This is a genomic window from Kitasatospora sp. NPDC040550 (assembly GCF_055594965.1).
In genome coordinates this window covers 117,489-137,864 of sequence record NZ_JBVIWC010000008.1, presented here as the reverse complement: position 1 = coordinate 137,864, position 20,376 = coordinate 117,489, and the positions used below count along the sequence as shown (strand labels likewise).

Genomic DNA, 20,376 nt, shown 5'->3' with positions numbered 1-20,376 from the left:
TCGGCTGCGGTCTCGGACACGTGGACACACTCCTGGAGCTGCGGCGGGGGGATGGCGGCTTTTGTCTCCGGCAGTCTAGTTCCGCTCACGCTGCCGGAGACGCTCCCTCCGGCTACGCCTGCTTGTACCCGCGGTGCAGCGCGACGATCCCGCCGGTCAGGTTCCGCCAGGCGACCTTCGACCAGCCGCTCTCCTGCATCCGGGCGGCCAGCGAGGGCTGGTCCGGCCAGACCCGGATGGACTCGGCGAGGTACACGTACGCGTCCGGGTTGCTGCTGACGGCGGTGGCGACGGGCGGCAGCGCGCGCATCAGGTACTCGGTGTAGACGGTCCGGAACGGCGTCCAGGTCGGCGTGGAGAACTCGCAGATCACCAGCTTGCCGCCGGGCTTGGTGACCCGGTGCATCTCGCGCAGCGCCGCGTCGGTCTCCTGGACGTTGCGCAGCGCGAAGGAGATCGTCACCGAGTCGAAGGTGTCGTCCGCGAAGGGCAGCCGGGTGGCGTCGCCGGCGGTGAGCGGCAGCTCGGGGTGGCGGCGCTTGCCCTCGGTGAGCATGCCGACCGAGAAGTCGCACGGGACGACGTCGGCCCCGGCCTCGGCGAAGGGCAGCGAGGAGGTGCCGGTGCCGGCTCCGAGGTCGAGCACGAGGTCCCCCGGTCCGGCGGCCACCGCCTCGGCCACCGCCCGGCGCCAGGCGCGGGCCTGGCCGAGGGAGAGCACGTCGTTGGTGAGGTCGTACTTGGCCGCGACGTCGTCGAACATGGCGGCGACTTCGTGCGGCTGCTTGTCCAGGGAGGCTCGGGTCACGTCCCCCATTGTTCACCCTGCGACGGCTGCCCCGACCAACGGGGCCTCAGTGCGATCCGCGCCGACCGCCCGCGCGACGGCGGCGGCGCGAGCGCTTGCCCTGGGTTATCGCGGGCATCCCCTCGGCCAGGGCCCCGGTCGCCATGGCCAGGTTGGCGGCGATCCGGCCCTGCCCGCTGCGGACGGCGACGGCCCGCCGGTGGCGCCGGATGCGCAGCATGCAGATCACGAACAGCACGACGGCGACGGGCACGCTGAACCGGGCCAGGCCGACGCCGACGGGCTGCGGGTAGGTGTCACCGCAGATCCGGACGGCGCCCGGGTCGTCGGCCGCGTGTTCGAGGCAGACGGCGTCGCCGAGCTTGGCGCCGTCGGCGAGCGGCAGCGCGGCGGCCGTGCGCGGCTGGCCGCTGACCTTGTAGCTGACGGCGCTGTAGGTGCCGCCGCCGGTCGGCAGCTGGGTGACGACGCCCTCGACCCTCACCGGGTGGGCCGCGATCCGGTCGGCCTGGTCGGCCTGGCGCCAACCGAGCAGGCACATCCCGACGGCCAGCACGGCGCTGAGCACGGCGGCGAGGTACCAACCACGGCCCATCCGCGGGGTTCGCGGCGGGGGGACGGTCGCGGTTCGCATGGTTCCTGTCCTGGCTTGCCTCCGGGGCCTGGGACGCGGCCCCGCCGCCCGTGGGCACGGGTGGTGGTGTGGTGGGCGTACGGAGTGAGCTGTCCGGGATCGTATCCGCTGGCGGGCCCTCAGGTCACGGTGAAGGGACAATCACCCCCCTGGGAGGGAGCGGCAGTTCGGGTGCACACGAAGGAAGTCCCGTGCACCGCAAGGCAATCCGCCTACTGACGAGTACGTCACACCGGAGAGCTCAGGACCGTTCACGACCGTTCACGACCGCTCCCGCCCGCCGACCGTCACCACTGCGAGCCGCCCCGCGGGCCGTCCCGCATGCCACCCCCGCGGGCGGTCACCTCCGCCGGTACACCAACCGCCCGGCCAGCACGGTCGCCAGGCACCCACCGGCCATCGGCCGGACCCCGCCCTCCTCCTCCGCCAGCACCGGCTCCTCCGCCACCACCGGAAACACCGGGAACACCGCGAAGTCCGCCCGCCCACCGGCCGCGACCCGCCCGTGCACGGCCCGGGCGAGCGGCAGCACCGCCAACGGGTCCAGCGGGCCCGCCCCTTCGCCCAGCTCCCCCGACCCCTCGCCCAACGCCACCGCCCCCGACAGCTCCACTGCCCCCACGACCCCCGCCGACCCCGGCAGCGCCACCAGCCCCGAGCGCGCCACCGCCGTCCGCACCGCCGCCCGCGCGAACGGCCCGGCCACCGCCGTCACGCCGAACCCGAGCATCCGCTGAAGGCCGCGCCGCGCACTGGCCCCGTAGCGGGCCTCGTCGGTGCAGCCGACCAGCCCGTCCACGACCGGCTCGACGCCGATCTCCTCACGCGGGTCCGGGTGGTAGTCCCGCTCCAGCAGCCGCTGCCCGCAGGGGTTGCGCAGGCCGGGCGCGAGCAGGGCCCGGCCCCAGTCCCGGACCCGGGCCGACGGGTGGGCCGCCGCCAGCTCCGCGTACGGGCCGACGGCCTCGACCAGTTCGCCGCGCACCACCACCGCCCCGTCGGCGAAGGACGGGGCGGTGGGTTCGGCGGGGTCGGGCAGCAGGAACTCGGCCCGGTGCAGGGTCAGCACGGCGTCGACCGGAGCGGTCTCGGGTGTCCGTGGTCCTCGGCCGTCCGGGGCCTCAGTCGTTGTCCAGGATCTTGAGCTCGGGGTGCGCCGTGCCGCCCTCGATCGCCGTGGAGGCGATGTGCGAGGCCACCCGGGGGTCGACCGGGTCGTTGGCCGGGTCGTCCAGCACCCGCAGGTGCTCGTAGGTGGTGGAGCGCTGCGCCGGGACGCGGTCGGCGGCGCGGATGAGGTGGATCAGCTCGGTGAGGTTGGAGCGGTGCTTGGCACCGGCCGCCGAGACGACGTTCTCCTCCAGCATCACGGAGCCCAGGTCGTCGGCGCCGTAGTGCAGCGACAGCTGTCCCGCCTCCTTGCCGGTGGTGAGCCAGGAGCCCTGGATGTGGGCGATGTTGTCGAGGAACAGGCGGGCGATCGCGATCATCCGCAGGTACTCGAAGACGGTGGCCTGGGTCGAGCCCTTGAGGTGGTTGTTCTGCGGCTGGTAGGTGTACGGGATGAAGGCGCGGAAGCCGCCGGTGCGGTCCTGCACCTCGCGGATCATCCGCAGGTGCTCGATCCGCTCGGCGTTGGTCTCGCCGGTGCCCATCAGCATGGTGGAGGTGGACTCCACGCCGAGGCCGTGCGCGGCCTCCATGATCTCCAGCCAGCGCTCGCCGGACTCCTTGAGCGGGGCGATCGCCTTGCGCGGCCGCTCCGGGAGCAGCTCGGCGCCGGCGCCGGCGAAGGAGTCCAGGCCTGCCTTGTGGATCCGGGTGATGGCCTCCTCGATGGAGACGCCCGAGATCCGGGACATGTGCTCGACCTCGGAGGCGCCCAGCGAGTGGATCACCAGCTGGGGGAAGTCGGCCTTGATCGCCGAGAAGGCGCGCTCGTAGTACTCGACGCCGTAGTCCGGGTGGTGGCCGCCCTGGAACATGATCTGGGTGCCGCCCAGCTCGACCGTCTCGGCGCAGCGGCGCAGGATCTCGTCGAGTTCGCGGGACCAGCCCTTGTCGCTCTTCGGCGGCACGTAGAAGGCGCAGAACTTGCACGCCGTCACGCAGACGTTGGTGTAGTTGATGTTGCGCTCGATGATGTACGTCGCGATGTGCTCGGTACCCGCGTAGCGGCGGCGGCGCACCGCGTCGGCGGCGGAGCCGAGCGCGTGCAGCGGCGCCGAGCGGTAGAGCTCCAGCGCCTCCTCCGGGGTGATCCGGCCGCCGGCGGCGGCCCGGTCGAGCACGGCCTGCAGGTCGGTGCTGGACGCATCGAGGGTGGTCGCTGCGAGCTCGGTCACCTGGCGGCCTTCTCTCTCTCAAGTGCAACTCGGGTACGGCCGAACCAGCCTACGCCAGGCCTTTCGGGCGCCCGCGTCAGCCCGCTGAACTGCCCCTCCACCGGTCTCACCGGCCCGCCTCACTGGCCCGCCGCGCCGGTCCTGCGCAGCGTGCCGGCCGGGTTCCCGGCCGCCGGGTCGGCGGAGGTGAAGCGGATCGTCCCGTCGGACCGCAGGCTGAGGGTCTCCGTGTTGGAGCCGCCGGTGCAGGCGCCGGGGATGGAGGAGCGCACCAGCCGGGACCGGAACACCAGCTCGGTGTCGGAGACCGACGTGAGCGTCCAGGCGCCCTCGCAGCTGATCGAGATCAGCCCAGAGACGCCGTTGTGGCTGGTGGTGGCCTCCTGGCCGATCGCCGCTTGGCGGACGGTGAGCGTGGTGGTGCCGCCGGGCAGCCCCTTGTCGGTGACCATGTCGCCGCTCCAGGTGCCCAGGAACGGCGCGGGCACCGCCCCCGGCCCGCCCGTCCCGGTCGGCGGGGCCGACCCGGCCGTGGACGCCGACGCGGACGGGGACACCGGCGTGGAGGGTGACGCCCCCTGCGTCCCACCCGGCAGGAAGGCCCCCGGCGAGGCGACGGCCCGGCCCGGGTCCACGGACGGCAGGGGCGACGGCCCCACGGTCGGCACCGACACCACCGGCTCGGACGGCCCGGTCAGCGCGTACCACGCGTACCCGGCGCCCCCGAGCGCCGCGACCGCCAGCACCGCCGCCACCGCGGCCGCGACCCGCCGACGACGACGCCGGGCGAGCCCCTGCTCCTCCCCCGTCCCGGCCGGGTAACTGCACAGCGGCAGCGGCCCGTCCCCTTCCCCTTCTCCCGGCTCCGACCCGGACGCCACGCCCTGCACCGACACCCGGTCCGACGCCCGAGCCGACGCCCGGGCCGACTCCCACGTCGGCGCGTACGGCGGCGCCTCCCCCTGTACCCCCTCGAGGTCCAGCAGCTCCACCGCGCTGCGCCCCACCCCGGCCGCCAACGCCGGCGGCAGCCAGTCGCCCCGCCCGAGCAGGGCGGCGGCCGCGCCGTCCGGGTCGAGGCGGGCGGCCAGTTGCCGCGGGGTGGGCCGGGCGGCCGGGTCCTTGGCGAGGCAGTCGAGGGCGACCGCCCGCAGCGCGTCGGGCAGTCCGGTGACGTCCGGTTCCTCGTGCAGCACCCGGTAGAGCAGGACGGCCGCGCTGACGTCCTCGCCGAAGGGGTGGACCCCGGTGGCGGCGAAGGCCAGGACGGCGCCGAGCGAGAAGACGTCCCCGGCCGGTCCGGACGGCTGCCCGTTCGCCTGTTCGGGCGACATGAAGCCCGGCGAGCCCACCACATAACCCGAACGGGTGAAACCACTGGTCGCGTCCAGGGCCCGGGCGATCCCGAAATCGATCAGCCGCGGGCCGTCCAGGGTGAGCAGCACGTTGGACGGTTTGACGTCGCGGTGCACCAGGCCGAGCCCGTGCACATGGGCGAGCGCCCCGGCGAGTCCGACCCCGAGGGCGCGGACGGCGGTCTCCGGCAGCGGGCCGTGCGCCCGGACGGCGGCGGCGAGGGCGGGGCCCGCGACGTAGCCGGTGGCGACCCAGGGCTGTTCGCCCTCGGTGTCGGCGTCCAGGACGGGGGCGGTCCAGGCGCCACCGACCCGTCGGGCGGCGGCCACCTCCTGCCGGAACCGGGCGCGGAACTCCGCGTCGTCCGCGAGTTCGGCCCGGACCACCTTGACGGCGACGGTGCGCCCGCCGGCCGTCCGGCCGAGGTAGACCCGGCCCATCCCGCCCGAGCCGAGCCGCCGCAACAGCCGGTAGGCGCCCACCTGGCGCGGATCGTCCGATCCCAGTGCCCGCATGCCCCGCACGCTCCCCTCGCCCACCCCCGCACCCGCGCGGGACCCCGCCGGACGCGTCTCGGGAGCAGACCGTACCGGGCCGGACCGACCCACCGCCCGACCGGCCGCCCGACCCGCCCGCCGACCCACGCCCGACCCGCCGCCCGACCCGGCCCGCCGGACCCACGCGAAGGGGCCGGCCGCACCACCACCTTGGTCCGGCCGGCCCCTCCCGCGAACGACGGTTCGGGGACGGACTCTACGGCCCGACCGGCAGCGCCGCCGGCTCCAGCAGCCGCACCGTCACGTCCGGCGCGAAGCCGCTGTCGTGGGCGACCCGCCGGGCGAACTCGGCGACCCCGGCGAGCTGCCGCCCGCCGAGCGAGAAGTCGAGCGCCTCGCTGAAGTACCGCTCCAGCACGTCCGCGTCGAAGGTCTCCCAACGGGCGGCCTGCTCGGCCACCTTGGCTGCCTCGACCAGTGAGAGGTCACGCGACTCCAGGAAGGCCCGGTGGACGGCCGCGGTGAGCTCGGGGCAGCGTTCGGCGAACTCGCGGCGCACGGCCCAGACCGCGAAGACGAACGGCAGTCCGGTCCACTCCTTCCACATCTCGCCGAGGTCGTGGACGGTCAGCCCGAGGTCGGCGGCCTGGCCGAGGTAGGCGCGCAGGGCCGGGTCGCCGATCAGGACGGCGGCGTCGGCCTCGGCGAGCATCGCGCTGAGGTCCGGGGGGCAGGTGAAGTAGTCCGGGCGCACGCCCTCCCGCTCCTCCAGGAGCAGCCGGGCGAGCCGGACGGAGGTGCGGCTGGTGGAGCCGAGGGCGACCCGGCGGCCGTCAAGGTCGGCGAGCGGCACCTTGCTCACGATCAGGCAGGACATCACCGGGCCGTCGCTGCCGACCGCGATGTCGGGCAGGACCAGCAGGTCCTCGGCGTTGCGCAGGTACTCCACGCAGGTGATCGGGCCGATGTCGAGGGAGCCGCCGACGAGTTGGTCGCTCAGCTTCTCCGGGGTGTCCTTGGTGAGGTCGAGGTCGAGCAGGTTGCCGGTCCTGGCGAGGCCCCAGTAGAGGGGGACGCAGTTCAGGAACTGAATGTGGCCGACCCTGGGCCTGACCGGGGTGTTCTCCTGGTGCTCGGGCTCCCGCGTTTGTCCGTCCGGTGCTGCCACTGCGGCGCTCCCTTGCTGTTCGTGCGCTTCCCCACGGCGCTGTTCATGCGTTTCACCGCAGCGTATGCCTGCAGTTCGCGACGGCTCGCACCGGCCACCCGACACGCGCGCGGGCGCTTCCGGACAGGCCCGCGGGCGCCTCCCGGCAGGCTCGTGCACGCCCCCAACACGCCTGCCCGCACCCGTAACCAGCCCGATCCGGGGGCCTACGACACGCGCCGTCCGAAGGGCAAGTGACCCCTGGTCGTCACAGCGGCCGCATGCTAGCGTTGCCCTCAGTTGCAGTTTGATTCCCCTTGCAGTACTTGAAGCCTGCGGAGCATGTAACCGCGGGCTTTTTGTAGTTTTTCAGCAATATCGAAAAACTTCGGACTCGTCCGGAGGCAGGGCGATCAGCGCAGCGGACCGGGGACCACACGGTGTGGCCCCCGACACGCATCGCAAGGAGAACGGCATGGCTCAGGGAACCGTCAAGTGGTTCAACGCTGAGAAGGGCTTCGGCTTCATCGCCCAGGAGGGCGGCGGCCCCGACGTCTTCGTCCACTACTCCGCCATCAATGCGAACGGCTTCCGTTCGCTGGAGGAGAACCAGGCGGTCACCTTCGACGTCACCCAGGGTCCGAAGGGCCCGCAGGCGGAGAACGTCACCGCCGTCTGACCATCCTCTGATGTTCTGATCGCTCGGGACCCTTCGGGTCCGCCGGCGGCTCCCGACAGCCGTCACCATGAGCACAAGAGCAGCACCCAAGGGGGCCTGCCCATCGCGGCGGGCCCCCTGCCTTTTCCCGGTGAACCCGGCAAGCCAGAGGAACCGGGTAAGCCGGGGAAGCGGGCAAGCGGGGAACAGGGAAACGTCGAAGGGCCCTCCCCCGTGCACCGGGGAGGGCCCTTCGCATCGCGCGGGCGATCGGGCGGCGTGCGTGCCGACCGTCAGGCGGCGACCGGAACCGCGACCTTCGGCGCGTCCTCCTCGTACAGGTCCCCGGAGGGGTTGTTGTAGGCGGCCAGGTCAAGGATCCGCTCCCGCGCCGCGACCACGACCGGCACGACCACCTGACCGGCCACGTTGGTGGCGGTCCGCATCATGTCCAGGATCGGGTCGATGGCCAGCAGCAGGCCGACGCCCTCCAGCGGCAGGCCCAGGGTGGACAGGGTCAGCGTCAGCATGATGATCGCGCCGGTGAGGCCCGCGGTGGCGGCCGAGCCGACGACCGAGACGAAGGCGATCAGGATGTAGTCCTTGATGCCCAGCTCGATGTTGTAGACCTGGGCGACGAAGATCGCGGCGACGGCCGGGTAGATCGAGGCGCAGCCGTCCATCTTGGTGGTGGCGCCGAACGGCACGGAGAACGAGGCGTACTCGCTCGGGACGCCGAGGCGCTCGGTGACGCGGCGGGTGACCGGCAGGGTGCCGACCGAGGAGCGCGAGACGAAGGCCAGCTGGATGGCGGGCCAGGCGCCCTTGAAGAAGTGCAGCGGGTTGAGGCCCGCGGCGAAGCGCAGCACCAGCGAGTAGACGACGAACAGCACCAGGGCGCAGCCGACGTAGATGTCGAGGGTCAGCGTGGCGAAGGGCTTGAGCAGGTCCCAGCCGTACTTGGCGACGGACTTGCCGATCAGGCCGAGGGTGCCGAGCGGGGAGAGCCGGATGACCCACCACAGCGCGGTCTGGGTCAGCTCCAGCACGGTCTCGCTGAGCTTGAGGACCGGCTCGGCCTTGGTGCCGAGCTTGATGATCGCGGCGCCGACCACGACCGCCATGAAGACGATCTGCAGCACGTTCACCTTGACGAAGGCGTCGACGATGTTGGTCGGGAAGATCCCGGTCAGGAAGTCGATCCAGGTGCCCTTGGAGTCGATCGCCTTGAGGCCCTCGGTCTTGAGGTTGGTGCCCTGGCCGGGGTTGGTCAGCAGGCCCAGGCCCAGGCCGATGCCGACCGCGATCAGCGAGGTGATCATGAACCAGAGCAGCGTGCGGGTGGCCAGGCGGGCCGCGTTGGTGACGTTGCGCAGGTTGGCGACGCTCACCACGATCGCGGTGAAGACCAGCGGCGGCACGGCCAGCTTGAGCAGCTGGACGAAGATCTTGCCGATCGTCTCCAGGGTGGTGGCCAGCCAGGAGATGTCGGCGGCGCGGGCCAGGTAGCCGAGGCCGACGCCGAGCACGAGGCCGGCGACGATCTGCACCCAGAACGGCGTCTTGCGGATGCGGGTGAGCAGGGACGGCGACGAGGTCGCCTCGGGCGCTGTGGACATGGGGGTGCGACTCCGGGGGAGGGCGTTGCTGGCGGTGGGTGCGGGGCGGAGGCGGCGGCACGGCTCGGGGCCGGACGGGGAGAGGTCACGGACCCCGGTCAGGGGCGTGCCGCCGCGATACAGCTCATGGCTGCGCAGCTCATGGCGCGACAACGGCGCGGGCTGTCCACAGCACCGGTCAGCGCACCCGGGCGGGCGGCGCCGGGCAGCGGGCCCGGGCCGTGCATCCGCAGTGCGTCTGAGGTGGTCACGGCCGATACGTTAGCAGTAAAGGTTTGAGATGTTCAAAGTACTTGTTTGAGATCGAGCCACGGTCACTCCTCGCCCAGCCGTGAGATCCGGACACGAACGAAGCTGACACCCCATCAGTCCCACTCTCCGGTCGGATTGACCGAACGGCAGTTATACGTATAACTTTGACAGCGTCCCCGCCCTCCCCTGCCCTGACCGGAGAAGACCACCGATGGGCTACCTCGCCCTGCTCCGCGCCCCGCACGTCTCCCGACTCCTGCTCGGCACCCTGCTCGGCCGCCTGCCCGCCGGTATGACCGCCCTGGTGATCGCCCTCGCCCTGCGCGAAGCCGGCGTCCCCTACGGCCGGATCGGACTGGCCACCTCCGTGTACGCGCTCGCCGCCGCCGTCGGCGGGCCGGTGCTCGGCCGGATCGTCGACCGCACCGGCCAGCCGCGCGTCCTGCTCGCCTCCGCCGTGGTGGCGGGCGGCGGGTACGCGCTGCTCGCCCTCGCCCCCGGCTCCCCGCTCGCCGCGCCGCTCGGCGCCGCCGTCGCCGGCCTGGCGATGCCGCCGCTGGAGCCCTGCCTGCGCTCGCTCTGGCCCGACGTGGTCGAGGAGGAGCAGCTCGACACCGCGTACGCCTTCGACTCCGCCTCCCAGCAGATCCTCTACGTGGCCGGACCGCTGGCCGTGGCCGGGATCGCCGGCCTGTTCAGCCCGGTCGCCGCACTCTGGGTCGCCGCCGGACTCGGACTGGCCGGAGCCCTGGTCGTCGCCACCACCGCACCGGCCCGGGCGTGGCGCGCCCCCGCCCGCGCGCACTCCGCCGGACTGCTCGGCCCGCTGCGCTCCCCCGGCCTGGTGCTGCTGCTGGTCGGACTCGCCGGGGCCGGCTGGGCGGTCGGCGCGCAGAACGTGCTGTTCATCGCCTACGCCGAGCAGCACGCCGGCGGCCTGCCCGGCGGCGGGGGCACCCTGCTGGCACTGGCCGCGCTCGGCGGGCTGCTCGGCGCACTCGCCTACGGCATGGTCGCCTGGCGGCAGAGCACCGCGACCCGCACCTGGCTGATGGCCCTCGCCATGGCCGCCTCCTACCTGCCGCTGGTCACCCTGCCCGGCCCGTACCCGATGGCCGCACTGGCCTTCCTCTCCGGCGTCATGCTGGCCCCGCTGCTGGCGGCCGCCTTCGTCCTGGTCGCCGAACTGGCCCCGACCGGGACGGTCACCGAGGCCTTCGCCTGGCTGGTGACCCTGTTCGCCACCGGCAACTCGCTCGGCTACGCGGTCTCCGGCCACCTCGCCGAGGGATCGCTGCGCCCGGTCGCGGTGTGCGCGGCCGGCGGGATCGCCCTGGGCGGCCTGGTGCTGTTCGGCGCCCGGCGCTGGTTCCGCGGCGCACCGGTCGCGCCGCTCGCCGAGCCCGTCCCGGTGGGCTGACCCCCACCCCACAGACGACTGCGCCCGCCGGGGTCTGGCCGGCGGGCGCAGTCATGTCCTCCGTTCGGCTACGGCGATCAGCTGTGGCGACCCCGACGGGCCCAGGCGATCACCGAGAACAGCACCCCGCTGCCGAGCACCCCGGCCGCGAGCAGCAGCGGGAACAGCCCGTTGCCGCCGGTGCCGGGCAGCTCGCCGCCGCCGTGGCTCCACGAGGGCGACGGGGTGTGCGTGCGCGTCGGCGTCGGCGTCGGGGTGCCGGGCTCACTCGTGGTCGGGCTCCCGCTCGGCGACGGGCTGTGGGTCGGGCTCGGCGAGACCGAGGGCGAGGGCGAGGGCGAGTTCGTCGGCGAAGGCGACGGCGACGGCGACCCCGTCGGGGAGGGCGAGTTCGTCGGCGAAGGCGACGCCGTGGGAGACGGCGAGTTCGTCGGCGAAGGCGACGCCGTGGGAGACGGCGAGTTCGTCGGCGAAGGCGACGGCGACGGCGACGGGCTCGGCGAGGGCGAAGGCGACGGGCTCGGCGACGGCGACGGCGACGGCGAGCTCGCCGGCACCACCCCCATGTCCAGCTCCAGGTCCCGCTGCCCGCCCGCCAGCCGCACCGTCTGGGTGGTCCCCGTCGCCGGGTCGGCGTCCGAGTCCAGCGCCGGGTCCGTCCCGGCGTGGCGCACGGTGACCTTCGCCCCGTCCGGAAGGGTCGTCAGGTCGAAGCGCACCGCGTACTCCCCGTCCGGCAGCTTGTCGAACAGGTAGTGCCCGCTCGCGTCGGTGGCGGTGGTGACGGGCTTGCCCGTCCGGTCCCGGACCGGCTGCCCCGTTCCGTCCAGCAGTTCGACCCGTACGCCCGGCACACCGGTGGCGCCGGGCTTCTGGATGCCGCTGCCGTCGCGGTCGAGCCAGACGAAGTCGCCGAGCGCGTTGTTCGGCGGGACGGGGGCGGTCACGCCGACGCCGACCTTGGCGGGCTCGGCGGGCAGCAGCGGGCTGCCGCCGGAGTCGGTGGCGGTGTAGGCGAAGCTGTTCCAGGCGAAGTCGGCGTTGCCGGCGTCGACGGAGGCGACCATCGGCCAGGTCAGGGTGAACACCCCGCCGGGTGGCAGGGTGCCGGGGCGGCGGACCCGGAACCAGGTGGTGGTGCCGGGTGCCGGGAAGGTGCTGCTCCACCGGGCGTCGGCGTCGCAGGGGCCGGGCACGGTGATGGCGCCGGTGACGCACGGGTCGGGCGAGGTGGTGTACTCGATCAGCACGGTCGGGTCGCTGGAGGTCAGCGGCTGGGTGAGCGAGGGCGTCCAGGCGGAGCCGCGCGGGATGTCGGGCCGCAGCACGTAGGAGTCGCCCGGGGTGGGCAGCTTGTCGTACGCGATGAAGTCGGTGACCGGGTCGGGCGAGTCGTTGCGGACGGTCAGCCGGTAGGAGATGCCGCCGCCGGGGGTGGTGGTGCCGGTGGTGGCGTAGTCCTTGTCGAGGTCGCCCTTGACCTCCTTGAAGGACCGCAGCACGGCCGGGACCTGCACCTCGATCTTCGAGGAGGCGTGGCACATCGTCTCGGTGGTGTTGCCGTCGCCGTTGAGGTCCTGGGCGTCCGGCACCCCGCTGTCGGTGCCGAAGTAGAAGCAGCTGACGGGGGCGGTGGCGCCCTCGGTGGTGACGTACACGTCGTTGGTGAGGGTGCCGGGCTGGGTGCTGCCGGCGACCTGCGCGTCGATCAGGGTGCGGTACGCCTTGTGGTCGTTGAGGTACGCCATGTCGGGCGCGCCGGCCGGCCAGGTCATCTTGAGCAGCTGGCGGCCGTCGGGGCCGGGCAGCACCCGGACGGACTGCGGGGCGACGGCGTCCGGGTAGGCCGGGTTGCGGCGGGCGCTGCCGTCGACGTAGACCAGGCCGGGCGGCAGCAGGTCGTACAGGACGAGCGGGGTGTCGAGGGTGCGCCCGGTGCGGTTGTACGGGATGACCTCGAAGGTGGCGGTGCCGCCGGGGGCGAGGACCTCCCCGGCGGTGGTGGTCTTGGCGGCGCCCAGGTTGGTGGCCGCGGTGACGGTGGTGTCGGCGCAGGCGCTCGCGGAGGAGGTGTCGCCGGCCGCGTCGGTGCCGGTGACGTCCACGCAGTTGTGCAGCGGGGTGGGCGCGGGGCGGCCGTCGTGGCCGGGGGTGACCACCTGGGCGAGGACCTGGACGGCGTTGCCGGGGCTCCAGCCGGTGGGGATCGGGCCGTTCCACTCGAAGCGCAGGCCGTCCAGCCAGCGGCCGGCCGGAAGGCCGATCACGTCGTTGGCCGGGTCGCCGGCGCCCTCGGCGAAGGTGATCCGGCGGGTGGTGGAGCCGTCGAGGGGGCTGCCGGGGGTGAAGGTGCGCCAGGTGGTCTCGCCGTCCAGGCGGTACTGGAGGGTGAGGCCGATGCCGGTGGGGTTCCAGGCCTCCAGCTGGATGGACTGCGGGATCAGCCAGCCGTAGAGGCCGGGGGTGGTGCCGGAGCCGGGGTCGGTCATCACCAGGCCGGTGGCGGGGCCGGCGGTGTTGCGGGGGTAGAGGCCGAAGGAGGCGAGGTCGCCGGAGACGGTCCGCTCCTGCCAGACCTTGCCCGCGGTGACCTGGATGCCGGTGGCGGGCGGCTGGAAGACCGGGGTCTCGGCGGTGGCGGTGGACAGGTCGCGCATCCCCTCTGGCCCGAGCGGATCGCCTTGCAGCACGACGGAGTTGGTGGAGGTGGTGCCGCTGGGGAAGGTCGGGTCGGGGTAGTTGACCACCAGCACGCCGGGGATGCGGCAGCCGGCCTGGCCGTTGCCGGCCCGGAAGGCGCCGATGTCGTAGGTCCAGCGGTCGGGGTCGTTCGGGTCCTGGGTCCAGCCGGGTGAGCGGGCGGTGTCGACGACGGCGCCCGGCGGCAGGGTGTCGACCAGCCGGCCGGCGTCCAGGTCGACGTTGGGGATGCCGGCGGTGGAGCAGGCGCTGAACTGGTAGGTGACCGAACGGCCGTCCTGGCTGCTGGTCTGGACACCCTTGGTGACCTTGTAGTCGGGCTGGACGAGCGCCGTGGTGGTGGCGCTGCCGGTCTGGGGGGTCTCGCCGTCGGCGGTCAGGGTGGCCGAGTTGACGGTCCGGGTGTCGTTCGGGGTGGTGAAGTTGGGGAACCTGAGGACGACCTTGACGGTCGCGGTGGTCCCCGGGGTGAGGGTGAGCAGCTTGACGTCGAGGGTGGCGCCGACGGCACCCGCGGCCGGGACGGTCGAGCCGGCCACGTCGACGGTGCTGGCGTCCGGGGACCAGCCGACGAACTCCATCCCGGCGGGCAGGGCGTCGGTGATGTGCCCGTTGGTGCAGTCGCTGACGGAGCAGGTGTACCGCAGCGTGTAGGTGACGTTCTCGCCGGGTGCCACGGTGGCCTTGTCGACCGTCTTGGTGAAGGTGACGGCCGCTTCGGCGGGCGGGGCGGTGAGGGTGCCGGTGAGCAGGGTGCCCGCGAAGAGGCCGAAGGCGGTGGCCAGTCGGGCTGCTCTGGACAGGCGTGGGGTTCGTGGTCGGGGCGTCCGCATAGCCGGAATCTCATCGTCCGCTTATCTGTGCGGGATCGCGGCGCGAGAGGGGGCAGCCGGTTTTCACCCGTTGGGACCAGCCTCGGACGGGCGGCGGCGCGAACCGGTGGCAGGGATGGGCGGCAGCGCGAACCGGCGGCGGGGACGGGGAGGGGGCGGGCCGCCGAAGGTCCGTCAGGCCGGGGCCGGGGCGGTCGAGGAGCGCAGCACCAGTGAGGTGGCCAGCGGCGCGACCGGTTCCACCCGTTCGCCGGCCAGCAGTCCGGCGAGCGCGGCCGCCCCCGCCCGGCCCAGTTCCTCGCCGGGCAGGTCGACGGTGGTCAGCGGCGGGGCGAGCAGCCCGGAGACGGCGACGTTGTCCATGCCGACCACCGACAGGTCGTCCGGCACCCGCAACCCGCGCTCGGCGGCGGCCTGGTAGACCCCGGAGGCGACCACGTCGTCGTCGCAGATCACCGCGCGCGGACGGTCCGCCCGCTCCAGCAGCTCCCCCGCCACACTCCGCGCGGCCGCGTGGCCGTCATTCAGGCTCACGCCCAACTCCACCACTTCCAGGCCGAGTTCGCGGACGGCCCGCTCGAAGGCGGCCTGCCGGACCCGGAAGGTGTACGCGGCATGGGTGGACCGCAGGTGCCCGATCCGGCGGTGCCCCAGCGCGGCCAGGTGCTCGACGGCCGCCCGCATCCCGCCGGCCACGTCGAGCTCGACGGTCGGGCGCGCCCGGTCGGTGCCGGGGTCGGCGTCCAGGAAGACCGCGGGGGTGTCCGGCGGCAGCTCGCCGAGCTGGCTGTCGTCCGGGGAGCAGATCAGCAGGCCGTCGAAGCGGCCCGCGGTGGCGGCCTCGGCCAGGGTCGCGCTGCCCCAGCCGGAGCTGACCACGACCGCCAGGCCGTGCCGGCCGGCCTCGTGGTGGACGCCCTCCAGCACCCGGCCGAAGAACGGGCCCTGGAGGTTGGGCACCGCCAGCATGATCATCCCGCTGCGGCCCAGCCGCAGCTGCCGCCCGGCGGCCTGCGGGCGGTACCCGAGGCTGCGGGCGGCCTCGCGGACCCGCGCCCGGGTCGCCTCGGAGACCCGGCGACCGGCCTCGGCACCGGAGAAGACCAGCGACACGGTGGCCTGGGAGACCCCGGCCAGCCTGGCCACGTCCCGCCCGGTGGGCCTGCGCACGGGGGCCGGCCACGTCCCGGCGGCACGCCCGGCGCCGGAGTCGGTGGCGGTGCGGGCGTCGGTGGCGGTGGCGGTGCCGGAGTCGGTGGCGGTGCCCGCGTCGGCGCCGGTGGGGGTGCCGGCGTCGGCGCCGGCATCGGTGCTCGGGTGTGGATCAGCGGGTACCGAGGGCACGTTCGGCACGGCGGGCTGGGCCCCGGGTCAGCTCTGCCGGGAGGCCGCCGCGCGGGCGGCGTCGTCCACGGCGTCCTCCTCGGCGTTCTGCGCGGCGATCCGGTCGGCGGTGCGGCTGCGCATCCCGGCGACCTTGGTGGTGATCTGGGAGGACATCTCGTCGCGCTGCCTGCTCAGCAGCACGTAGCTGAGCGGCGCGGAGGCGATCGCGGCCAGCAGGAACAGGAAGATCATCCCGGCCTCACCGCTCACCGGGATGACCTGGAAGTGCCCGAGCAGCAGGGCTACCAGCAGGCAGCCGAGGAAGATGCTGGCCCGCATGGAGGTGTAGCGGAGCGTGGCGTGCGACTTCTGCGGGCCGTTGCTGCTCACTGGGACACATCCTTCTGGTTCGAGCCGGGGCGGGTCTCCCAGTCAAGCATGCCTGACACCGGACGCGGGCCAGGGGGCCGCCGTCCCTCCTCGGCAGCCGGTCGGCGCAGGTCCAGCCACATGGTGATGTCGTCGCGGTCGTCCCCGGGGGCGACCCGGATCGCGGCCGGCACCCGGCCCACCTCCCGGTAGCCGCAACGGGCGTAGAAGCGCTCCAGACCCAGGCCGCCGCGCGCGGTGAGCCGCAGCGACTCCAGACCCCAGGCGCGGGCGACCCGCTCGGCCTCGGCGAGCAGCTCGGCGCCGTGGCCGAGTCCCTGGAAGTCGGGATGCACCATGACCCGCTTGAGCATCCGCCAGTGCTCCATCGGTTCGAAGCGCATCGAGGCGAAGAACAGCACCCCGACCAGCCGGCCGGTCGCGCTCTCGTGCGCGACCAGGAGGCGGTCGGGGCCGTCCGGGGCGAGCCCGGCGAACTGGCGGTCGGCGGTGTCCCAGACCTCGTCCTCGGTCACCGGGGCCACGAAGCCGACCGCGCCACCTGCGTTGGTCACGTCCGTCCACAGCCGGACCACGGCGGTGCGCAGGTCGGGGTCGGGCTTCGGGTCGAGGGTGAAGGTGAGCGCCATGGATCCGGAGCCTAGCCCTCCGCCCCGACGGCCCGGACGGCTGTGCCGGACAGCCGTGCCGGACGGACGTCCGAACCGGGCGGACGCGTTCTGTCAGACGGACGTCCGCATCAGACGCATGCCGGAGTCGGATGCCGGTGACCGTCACACGGACGTACCTGTCAGACGTACGTCCGCACCAGACGGAACATGAGGCCGGACGGACGTACGTGCCAGACGTACGTCCGTCCGGCCCCGTCGCCGCACCGCTCAGGACAGGGCGGGCACCGCCCGGTCGCCCGGCCGCCCGGTGCGCAGCGCCAGGCAGAGGCCGACCGCGACCGCGCACAGCGCGCCGGCGCCGTACCAGGTGAGGTCGTAGTTGCCGAGGGCGTCGCGGGCCAGCCCGGCCAGTCCGGCGACGACGGCCGCGCCGATCTGGTGGGCGGCGAGCACCCAGCCGAAGACGATGGGGGCGTCCTCGCCGAACTGCCGGCGGCAGAGTGCGACGGTCGGCGGCACGGTGGCCACCCAGTCCAGGCCGTAGAAGACGACGAAGGCGAGGATCGGCGGGTGCAGCGAGCCGGCCAGCAGCTGCGGCAGCAGGAGCAGGGAGACGCCGCGCAGCCCGTAGTAGACGGTGAGCAGCAGCCGGGAGTCGACCCGGTCGGTGAGCCAGCCGCTGAACACGGTGCCGACCACGTCGAACACGCCGATCAGGGCGAGCAGGCTCGCGGCGGTGGTGACGGGCATGCCGTGGTCGTGCGCGGCCGGGATGAAGTGGGTGCCGACCAGGCCGGCGGTGGTGGCGCCGCAGATCGCGAAGGAGCCGGCCAGCAACCAGAACGGCCGGGTGCGGGCGGCGTCGCGCAGCACCCGCAGCGTGCGGGCCAGGGCCCGGCCGTCCCGGGCCGGCTCGGGCGGGGCCTCGGTGGCGCCGTACGGGAGCAGGCCGAGGTCGGCGGGGCGCTCGCGCATCAGCAGCAGGACGGGCACGGCGACGGCGCTGGCGGCGAGCGAGACCACGACCACGGCGGAGCGCCAGCCGTGCTGCTCGACCAGCCAGGCGCCGACCGGCAGGAAGACCAGGTTCCCGGCCGCCCCGGCGGCGGTGAGCACCCCGGTGACCAGGCCCTGCCGGGCCTGGAACCAGCGGCCGGTGATGGTGGTGGCGAAGGCGCCGGCCATCGAACCGCTGCCGAGGCCGACCAGCACGCCCCAGCAGAGGATCAGCTGCCAGGGCTGGCGCATCAGCATGGTGAGGCCGGCGCCGACCGAGATGGTGAGCAGCGCGCAGACCACCACCAGGCGCACGCCGAAGCGGTCCATCAGGGCGGCGGCGAAGGGGGCGGTGAGGCCGTAGAGCGTGAGGTTGACGGAGGTGGCACTGGCGATCGTCGCGAGCGACCAGCCGAACTCGTTGTGCAGGGCGTCCATCATCAGGCTGGGCGTGGAGCGGAAGCCGGCCGAGCCGAGCAGGACCAGCAGGGCGACGGCGGCCACCACCCAGGCGTAGTGCACCCGGGGGCGCCGGCCGGGGGCGGGTATCGGAGCGGTGGGGGACGTGGAGGCGGCGAGGGCACTGCGTTCGGTCACGTGGACGAGTCTCCCGGTCGGGCCCGGCCGGGACGAGTGGCCCGAATGACAGCTTTCGCAAGAATCGGGCCACGTCCGGCGCGTACCCTGGCCCGGACCGGCACCGCCCGGGCGGGCACCCCCGGAAGGACCGGATGGACGAGAAAGACCGGATGGACGAGAAGGACCGGACCGGAAAGGAAAGGACGACATGACGCACCTGGTCGCGGTACTCGCCCTGCGGGGTGTGATCGCCTTCGAACTCGGCATCCCCGCACGGATCTTCGGCAACGCCAAGGACGGCTCCGGCCGGCCGCTCTACCGGGTGGCCACCTGCACCCTGGACGGCGGGCCGGTCGCCACCAGCGCCGACTTCCGGATCTCGGTCGACCACGGGCCCGAACTCCTGGAGCGGGCCGACACGGTGGTGGTCCCGGCCTCCCACGACGCCGACCCGGACGGCGCGGACGCCGCCTTCACCCCCGAACTGGCCGCCGCCCTGAGGCGGATCCGGCCCGGCGCGCGGCTGATGTCGATCTGCACCGGCTCCTTCCTGCTGGCCGCCGCCGGTCTGCTGGACGGGCGTCCGGCCACCACCCACTGGCGCTACACCGAGCGCTTCGCCCGGGCCTTCCCGAAGGTCCGGCTGGACCCGGACGTGCTCTACACCGACGACGGCGACGTCCTCACCTCCGGCGGGGTGGCCGCCGGGGTGGACCTCTGCCTGCACGTGGTGCGCCGCGACCACGGCAGCGCGGTGGCCAACGCGGTGGCCCGCAACTGCCTGGTGCCGCCCTGGCGCGACGGCGGCCAGAAGCAGTACGTGGAGGCCCCGAGCCCGGTGGAGACCGGGGGCGCCGGCACCGCCGCCGTGCGCGCCTGGGCACTGGAACACCTGGACGGGCCGCTGCCGTTGAACCGGCTGGCCGAGCGGGCGGGCATGAGCGTGCGGACCTTCACCCGGCGCTTCCGCGAGGAGACCGGCGCCAGCCCCGGCCAGTGGATCACGACCCAGCGCACCGAGCGGGCCCGGCAGTTGCTGGAGCGCACCGACCTGACGATCGACCAGGTCGCCCGGGAGTCCGGTTTCGGCACCGCCGCCTCATTGCGGTTGCAGCTGCGCGGTCGGCTGGACGTGGCCCCGAGCGCCTACCGGCGCACCTTCCGAGCCGCCCCGCTCTGAGCAACGGCCGTACGGGGGCGAGGTCGAAACCCGGCGGGAGCCCGACGCGTGGCCGGAATTCGATCGTCCGGAGCGGCACCACGGACGACGGCCGGCCGCCTGCGCGCCGAGCGCAGCGTGCCGGGCCGCCGTCCGATCGCGGCGCACGGGCCCTGAACCCGCGCCGGACCCTCCGCACTCGCCGAGGAGCCGTCCGCGACCGGCAGTCCACGATCCCCCCTGCTGACGCGATCCCCCTGGACAGCAGCACCGTGACGGCGGACGGACGTTCCCTCGGCGTCCCCTCGCAACGGGAGCCGCACCCAAGCGTGATCAGTCGGATACGTCACGTCAATGGGTAGTCCGAAATTCGGAATGGTTGCGTCAGCTTTCGGCCGGTGATCGCCACCGGAGGCCGCTACTGCGCCAGGGCCGCCCAGTCCACGCCCGCCATCGGATCGACCGGTCGTGCCCCGGCGCCGATCTCGCACCAGACCCGCTTGCCCGAACCGTCCGGGTACCAGCCCCAGCGGTCGCAGAGCAGCTCGACCAGTTCCAGTCCGCGCCCGTTGGTGGCGTCCTCGTCCGCTCCGGCGTGCCGGGGGGCCGGGGCGGCCCGGCTCGCGTCGGCCACCTCCACCCGCAGCGGGCCGGGCGGAGCGTCCTGCGCCGGGCCCTCGGCCACCGGCAGGCAGAGTCTCAGCACGGCCGGACAGCCGGTGTGCACCACGGCGTTGGTCACCAGCTCCGAGACCACCAGCACCACCGTCTCGGCCATCGGCGCGTCCGGGTCCACCCCGTGGTTCAGCAGCCGCGAGCGCACCCACCGCCGGGCCCGGCCGACCTCGGCGGGGTCCGCCTGCACCGCAAGCTGTACCTGAAGAACCTGCACCGCTCCACCACCTGCACTCGCAGTTCGGCCAACGTCCCGATCGGGCCGGATCAGCCGGCCGGCGGGGCCCTCGCTCTTTGCCCGGTGCCACCCGGGCCCACCCGGGCGCTCGCCGACCCGTCCGCCCGCGCCACTCGCCCGCGTCAACTCGTCA

At 73.8% G+C, this 20,376-nt stretch carries 17 protein-coding genes; 3 read left to right on the top strand and 14 right to left on the bottom strand.

Translation table 11 applies throughout. The annotated features are described in order from the left end of the window. Positions 1 to 112: 112 nt before the first annotated feature. The 6 genes from ACZ58X_RS14525 to ACZ58X_RS14500 form a co-directional block, all read right to left on the bottom strand. Entirely contained in the window at positions 113 to 808 is a 696-nt protein-coding gene (locus tag ACZ58X_RS14525) for a demethylmenaquinone methyltransferase (protein ID WP_470333990.1), read from the bottom strand. 46 nt (positions 809 to 854) lie between these two features. Next, positions 855 to 1,442, bottom strand: coding sequence for a hypothetical protein (locus ACZ58X_RS14520; protein ID WP_470333989.1), 588 nt, complete (start codon positions 1,440 to 1,442; stop codon positions 855 to 857). Positions 1,443 to 1,782: 340 nt separating this feature from the next. Further along, positions 1,783 to 2,511, bottom strand: a complete 729-nt coding sequence (locus tag ACZ58X_RS14515; RefSeq protein ID WP_470333988.1) for an imidazolonepropionase-like domain-containing protein — start codon at positions 2,509 to 2,511, stop codon at positions 1,783 to 1,785. Between the two features lie 52 nt (positions 2,512 to 2,563). Continuing rightward, a complete protein-coding gene (mqnC, locus tag ACZ58X_RS14510) occupies positions 2,564 to 3,787 on the bottom strand; it encodes a cyclic dehypoxanthinyl futalosine synthase (RefSeq protein ID WP_470333987.1) in 1,224 nt (407 codons plus the stop codon). 119 nt (positions 3,788 to 3,906) lie between these two features. Then, on the bottom strand, positions 3,907 to 5,658 hold the full coding sequence (locus ACZ58X_RS14505) for a serine/threonine-protein kinase (protein ID WP_470333986.1): 1,752 nt from the start codon (positions 5,656 to 5,658) through the stop codon (positions 3,907 to 3,909). 238 nt (positions 5,659 to 5,896) lie between these two features. Beyond that, complete coding sequence (locus tag ACZ58X_RS14500; RefSeq protein WP_470333985.1) at positions 5,897 to 6,808, bottom strand: menaquinone biosynthetic enzyme MqnA/MqnD family protein; 912 nt, start codon at positions 6,806 to 6,808, stop codon at positions 5,897 to 5,899. A gap of 454 nt (positions 6,809 to 7,262) precedes the next feature. On the opposite strand from ACZ58X_RS14500, the gene ACZ58X_RS14495 reads away from it, so the two are divergent. Then, positions 7,263 to 7,466 (top strand): cold-shock protein, encoded by a 204-nt coding sequence (locus ACZ58X_RS14495; RefSeq protein WP_030287184.1) that lies wholly within the window; start codon positions 7,263 to 7,265, stop codon positions 7,464 to 7,466. 272 nt (positions 7,467 to 7,738) lie between these two features. Here the strand turns inward: ACZ58X_RS14495 and ACZ58X_RS14490 are convergent, their stop codons facing one another. Both ACZ58X_RS14490 and ACZ58X_RS14485 read right to left on the bottom strand, forming a co-directional pair. Further along, entirely contained in the window at positions 7,739 to 9,064 is a 1,326-nt protein-coding gene (locus ACZ58X_RS14490; protein WP_470333984.1) for a dicarboxylate/amino acid:cation symporter, read from the bottom strand. Positions 9,065 to 9,162: 98 nt separating this feature from the next. After that, complete coding sequence (locus ACZ58X_RS14485) at positions 9,163 to 9,315, bottom strand: hypothetical protein (protein WP_470333983.1); 153 nt, start codon at positions 9,313 to 9,315, stop codon at positions 9,163 to 9,165. A 212-nt stretch (positions 9,316 to 9,527) separates the two neighbouring features. Here ACZ58X_RS14485 and ACZ58X_RS14480 point away from each other — a divergent pair, with 212 nt between their 5' ends. Further along, positions 9,528 to 10,736, top strand: coding sequence for an MFS transporter (locus tag ACZ58X_RS14480; protein ID WP_470333982.1), 1,209 nt, complete (start codon positions 9,528 to 9,530; stop codon positions 10,734 to 10,736). A 77-nt stretch (positions 10,737 to 10,813) separates the two neighbouring features. Here the strand turns inward: ACZ58X_RS14480 and ACZ58X_RS14475 are convergent, their stop codons facing one another. From ACZ58X_RS14475 to ACZ58X_RS14455, 5 genes are all read right to left on the bottom strand, one after another. Beyond that, on the bottom strand, positions 10,814 to 14,269 hold the full coding sequence (locus ACZ58X_RS14475) for an SdrD B-like domain-containing protein (protein WP_470333981.1): 3,456 nt from the start codon (positions 14,267 to 14,269) through the stop codon (positions 10,814 to 10,816). Between the two features lie 174 nt (positions 14,270 to 14,443). Beyond that, entirely contained in the window at positions 14,444 to 15,613 is a 1,170-nt protein-coding gene (locus tag ACZ58X_RS14470) for a LacI family DNA-binding transcriptional regulator (protein WP_470333980.1), read from the bottom strand. Between the two features lie 27 nt (positions 15,614 to 15,640). Next, positions 15,641 to 15,985 carry a DUF4229 domain-containing protein gene (locus ACZ58X_RS14465; protein WP_470333979.1) on the bottom strand — a complete coding sequence of 115 codons (345 nt, stop codon included), beginning with the start codon at positions 15,983 to 15,985 and terminating at the stop codon, positions 15,641 to 15,643. Beyond that, positions 15,982 to 16,614 (bottom strand): GNAT family N-acetyltransferase, encoded by a 633-nt coding sequence (locus ACZ58X_RS14460; protein WP_470333978.1) that lies wholly within the window; start codon positions 16,612 to 16,614, stop codon positions 15,982 to 15,984. The genes ACZ58X_RS14465 and ACZ58X_RS14460 overlap by 4 nt, the downstream gene beginning before the upstream one ends. A gap of 249 nt (positions 16,615 to 16,863) precedes the next feature. Continuing rightward, the gene (locus ACZ58X_RS14455; protein ID WP_470333977.1) at positions 16,864 to 18,189 is read right to left on the bottom strand and encodes an MFS transporter; all 1,326 of its coding nucleotides are present in this window, start codon (positions 18,187 to 18,189) and stop codon (positions 16,864 to 16,866) included. Positions 18,190 to 18,379: 190 nt separating this feature from the next. Between ACZ58X_RS14455 and ACZ58X_RS14450 the strand changes: the two genes are divergently transcribed. Next, positions 18,380 to 19,351: a GlxA family transcriptional regulator gene (locus ACZ58X_RS14450; RefSeq protein ID WP_470333976.1), complete on the top strand. Its 972-nt coding sequence runs from the start codon at positions 18,380 to 18,382 to the stop codon at positions 19,349 to 19,351. Positions 19,352 to 19,748: 397 nt separating this feature from the next. Here the strand turns inward: ACZ58X_RS14450 and ACZ58X_RS14445 are convergent, their stop codons facing one another. Next, entirely contained in the window at positions 19,749 to 20,222 is a 474-nt protein-coding gene (locus ACZ58X_RS14445; RefSeq protein ID WP_470333975.1) for an ATP-binding protein, read from the bottom strand. Positions 20,223 to 20,376: the final 154 nt, after the last annotated feature.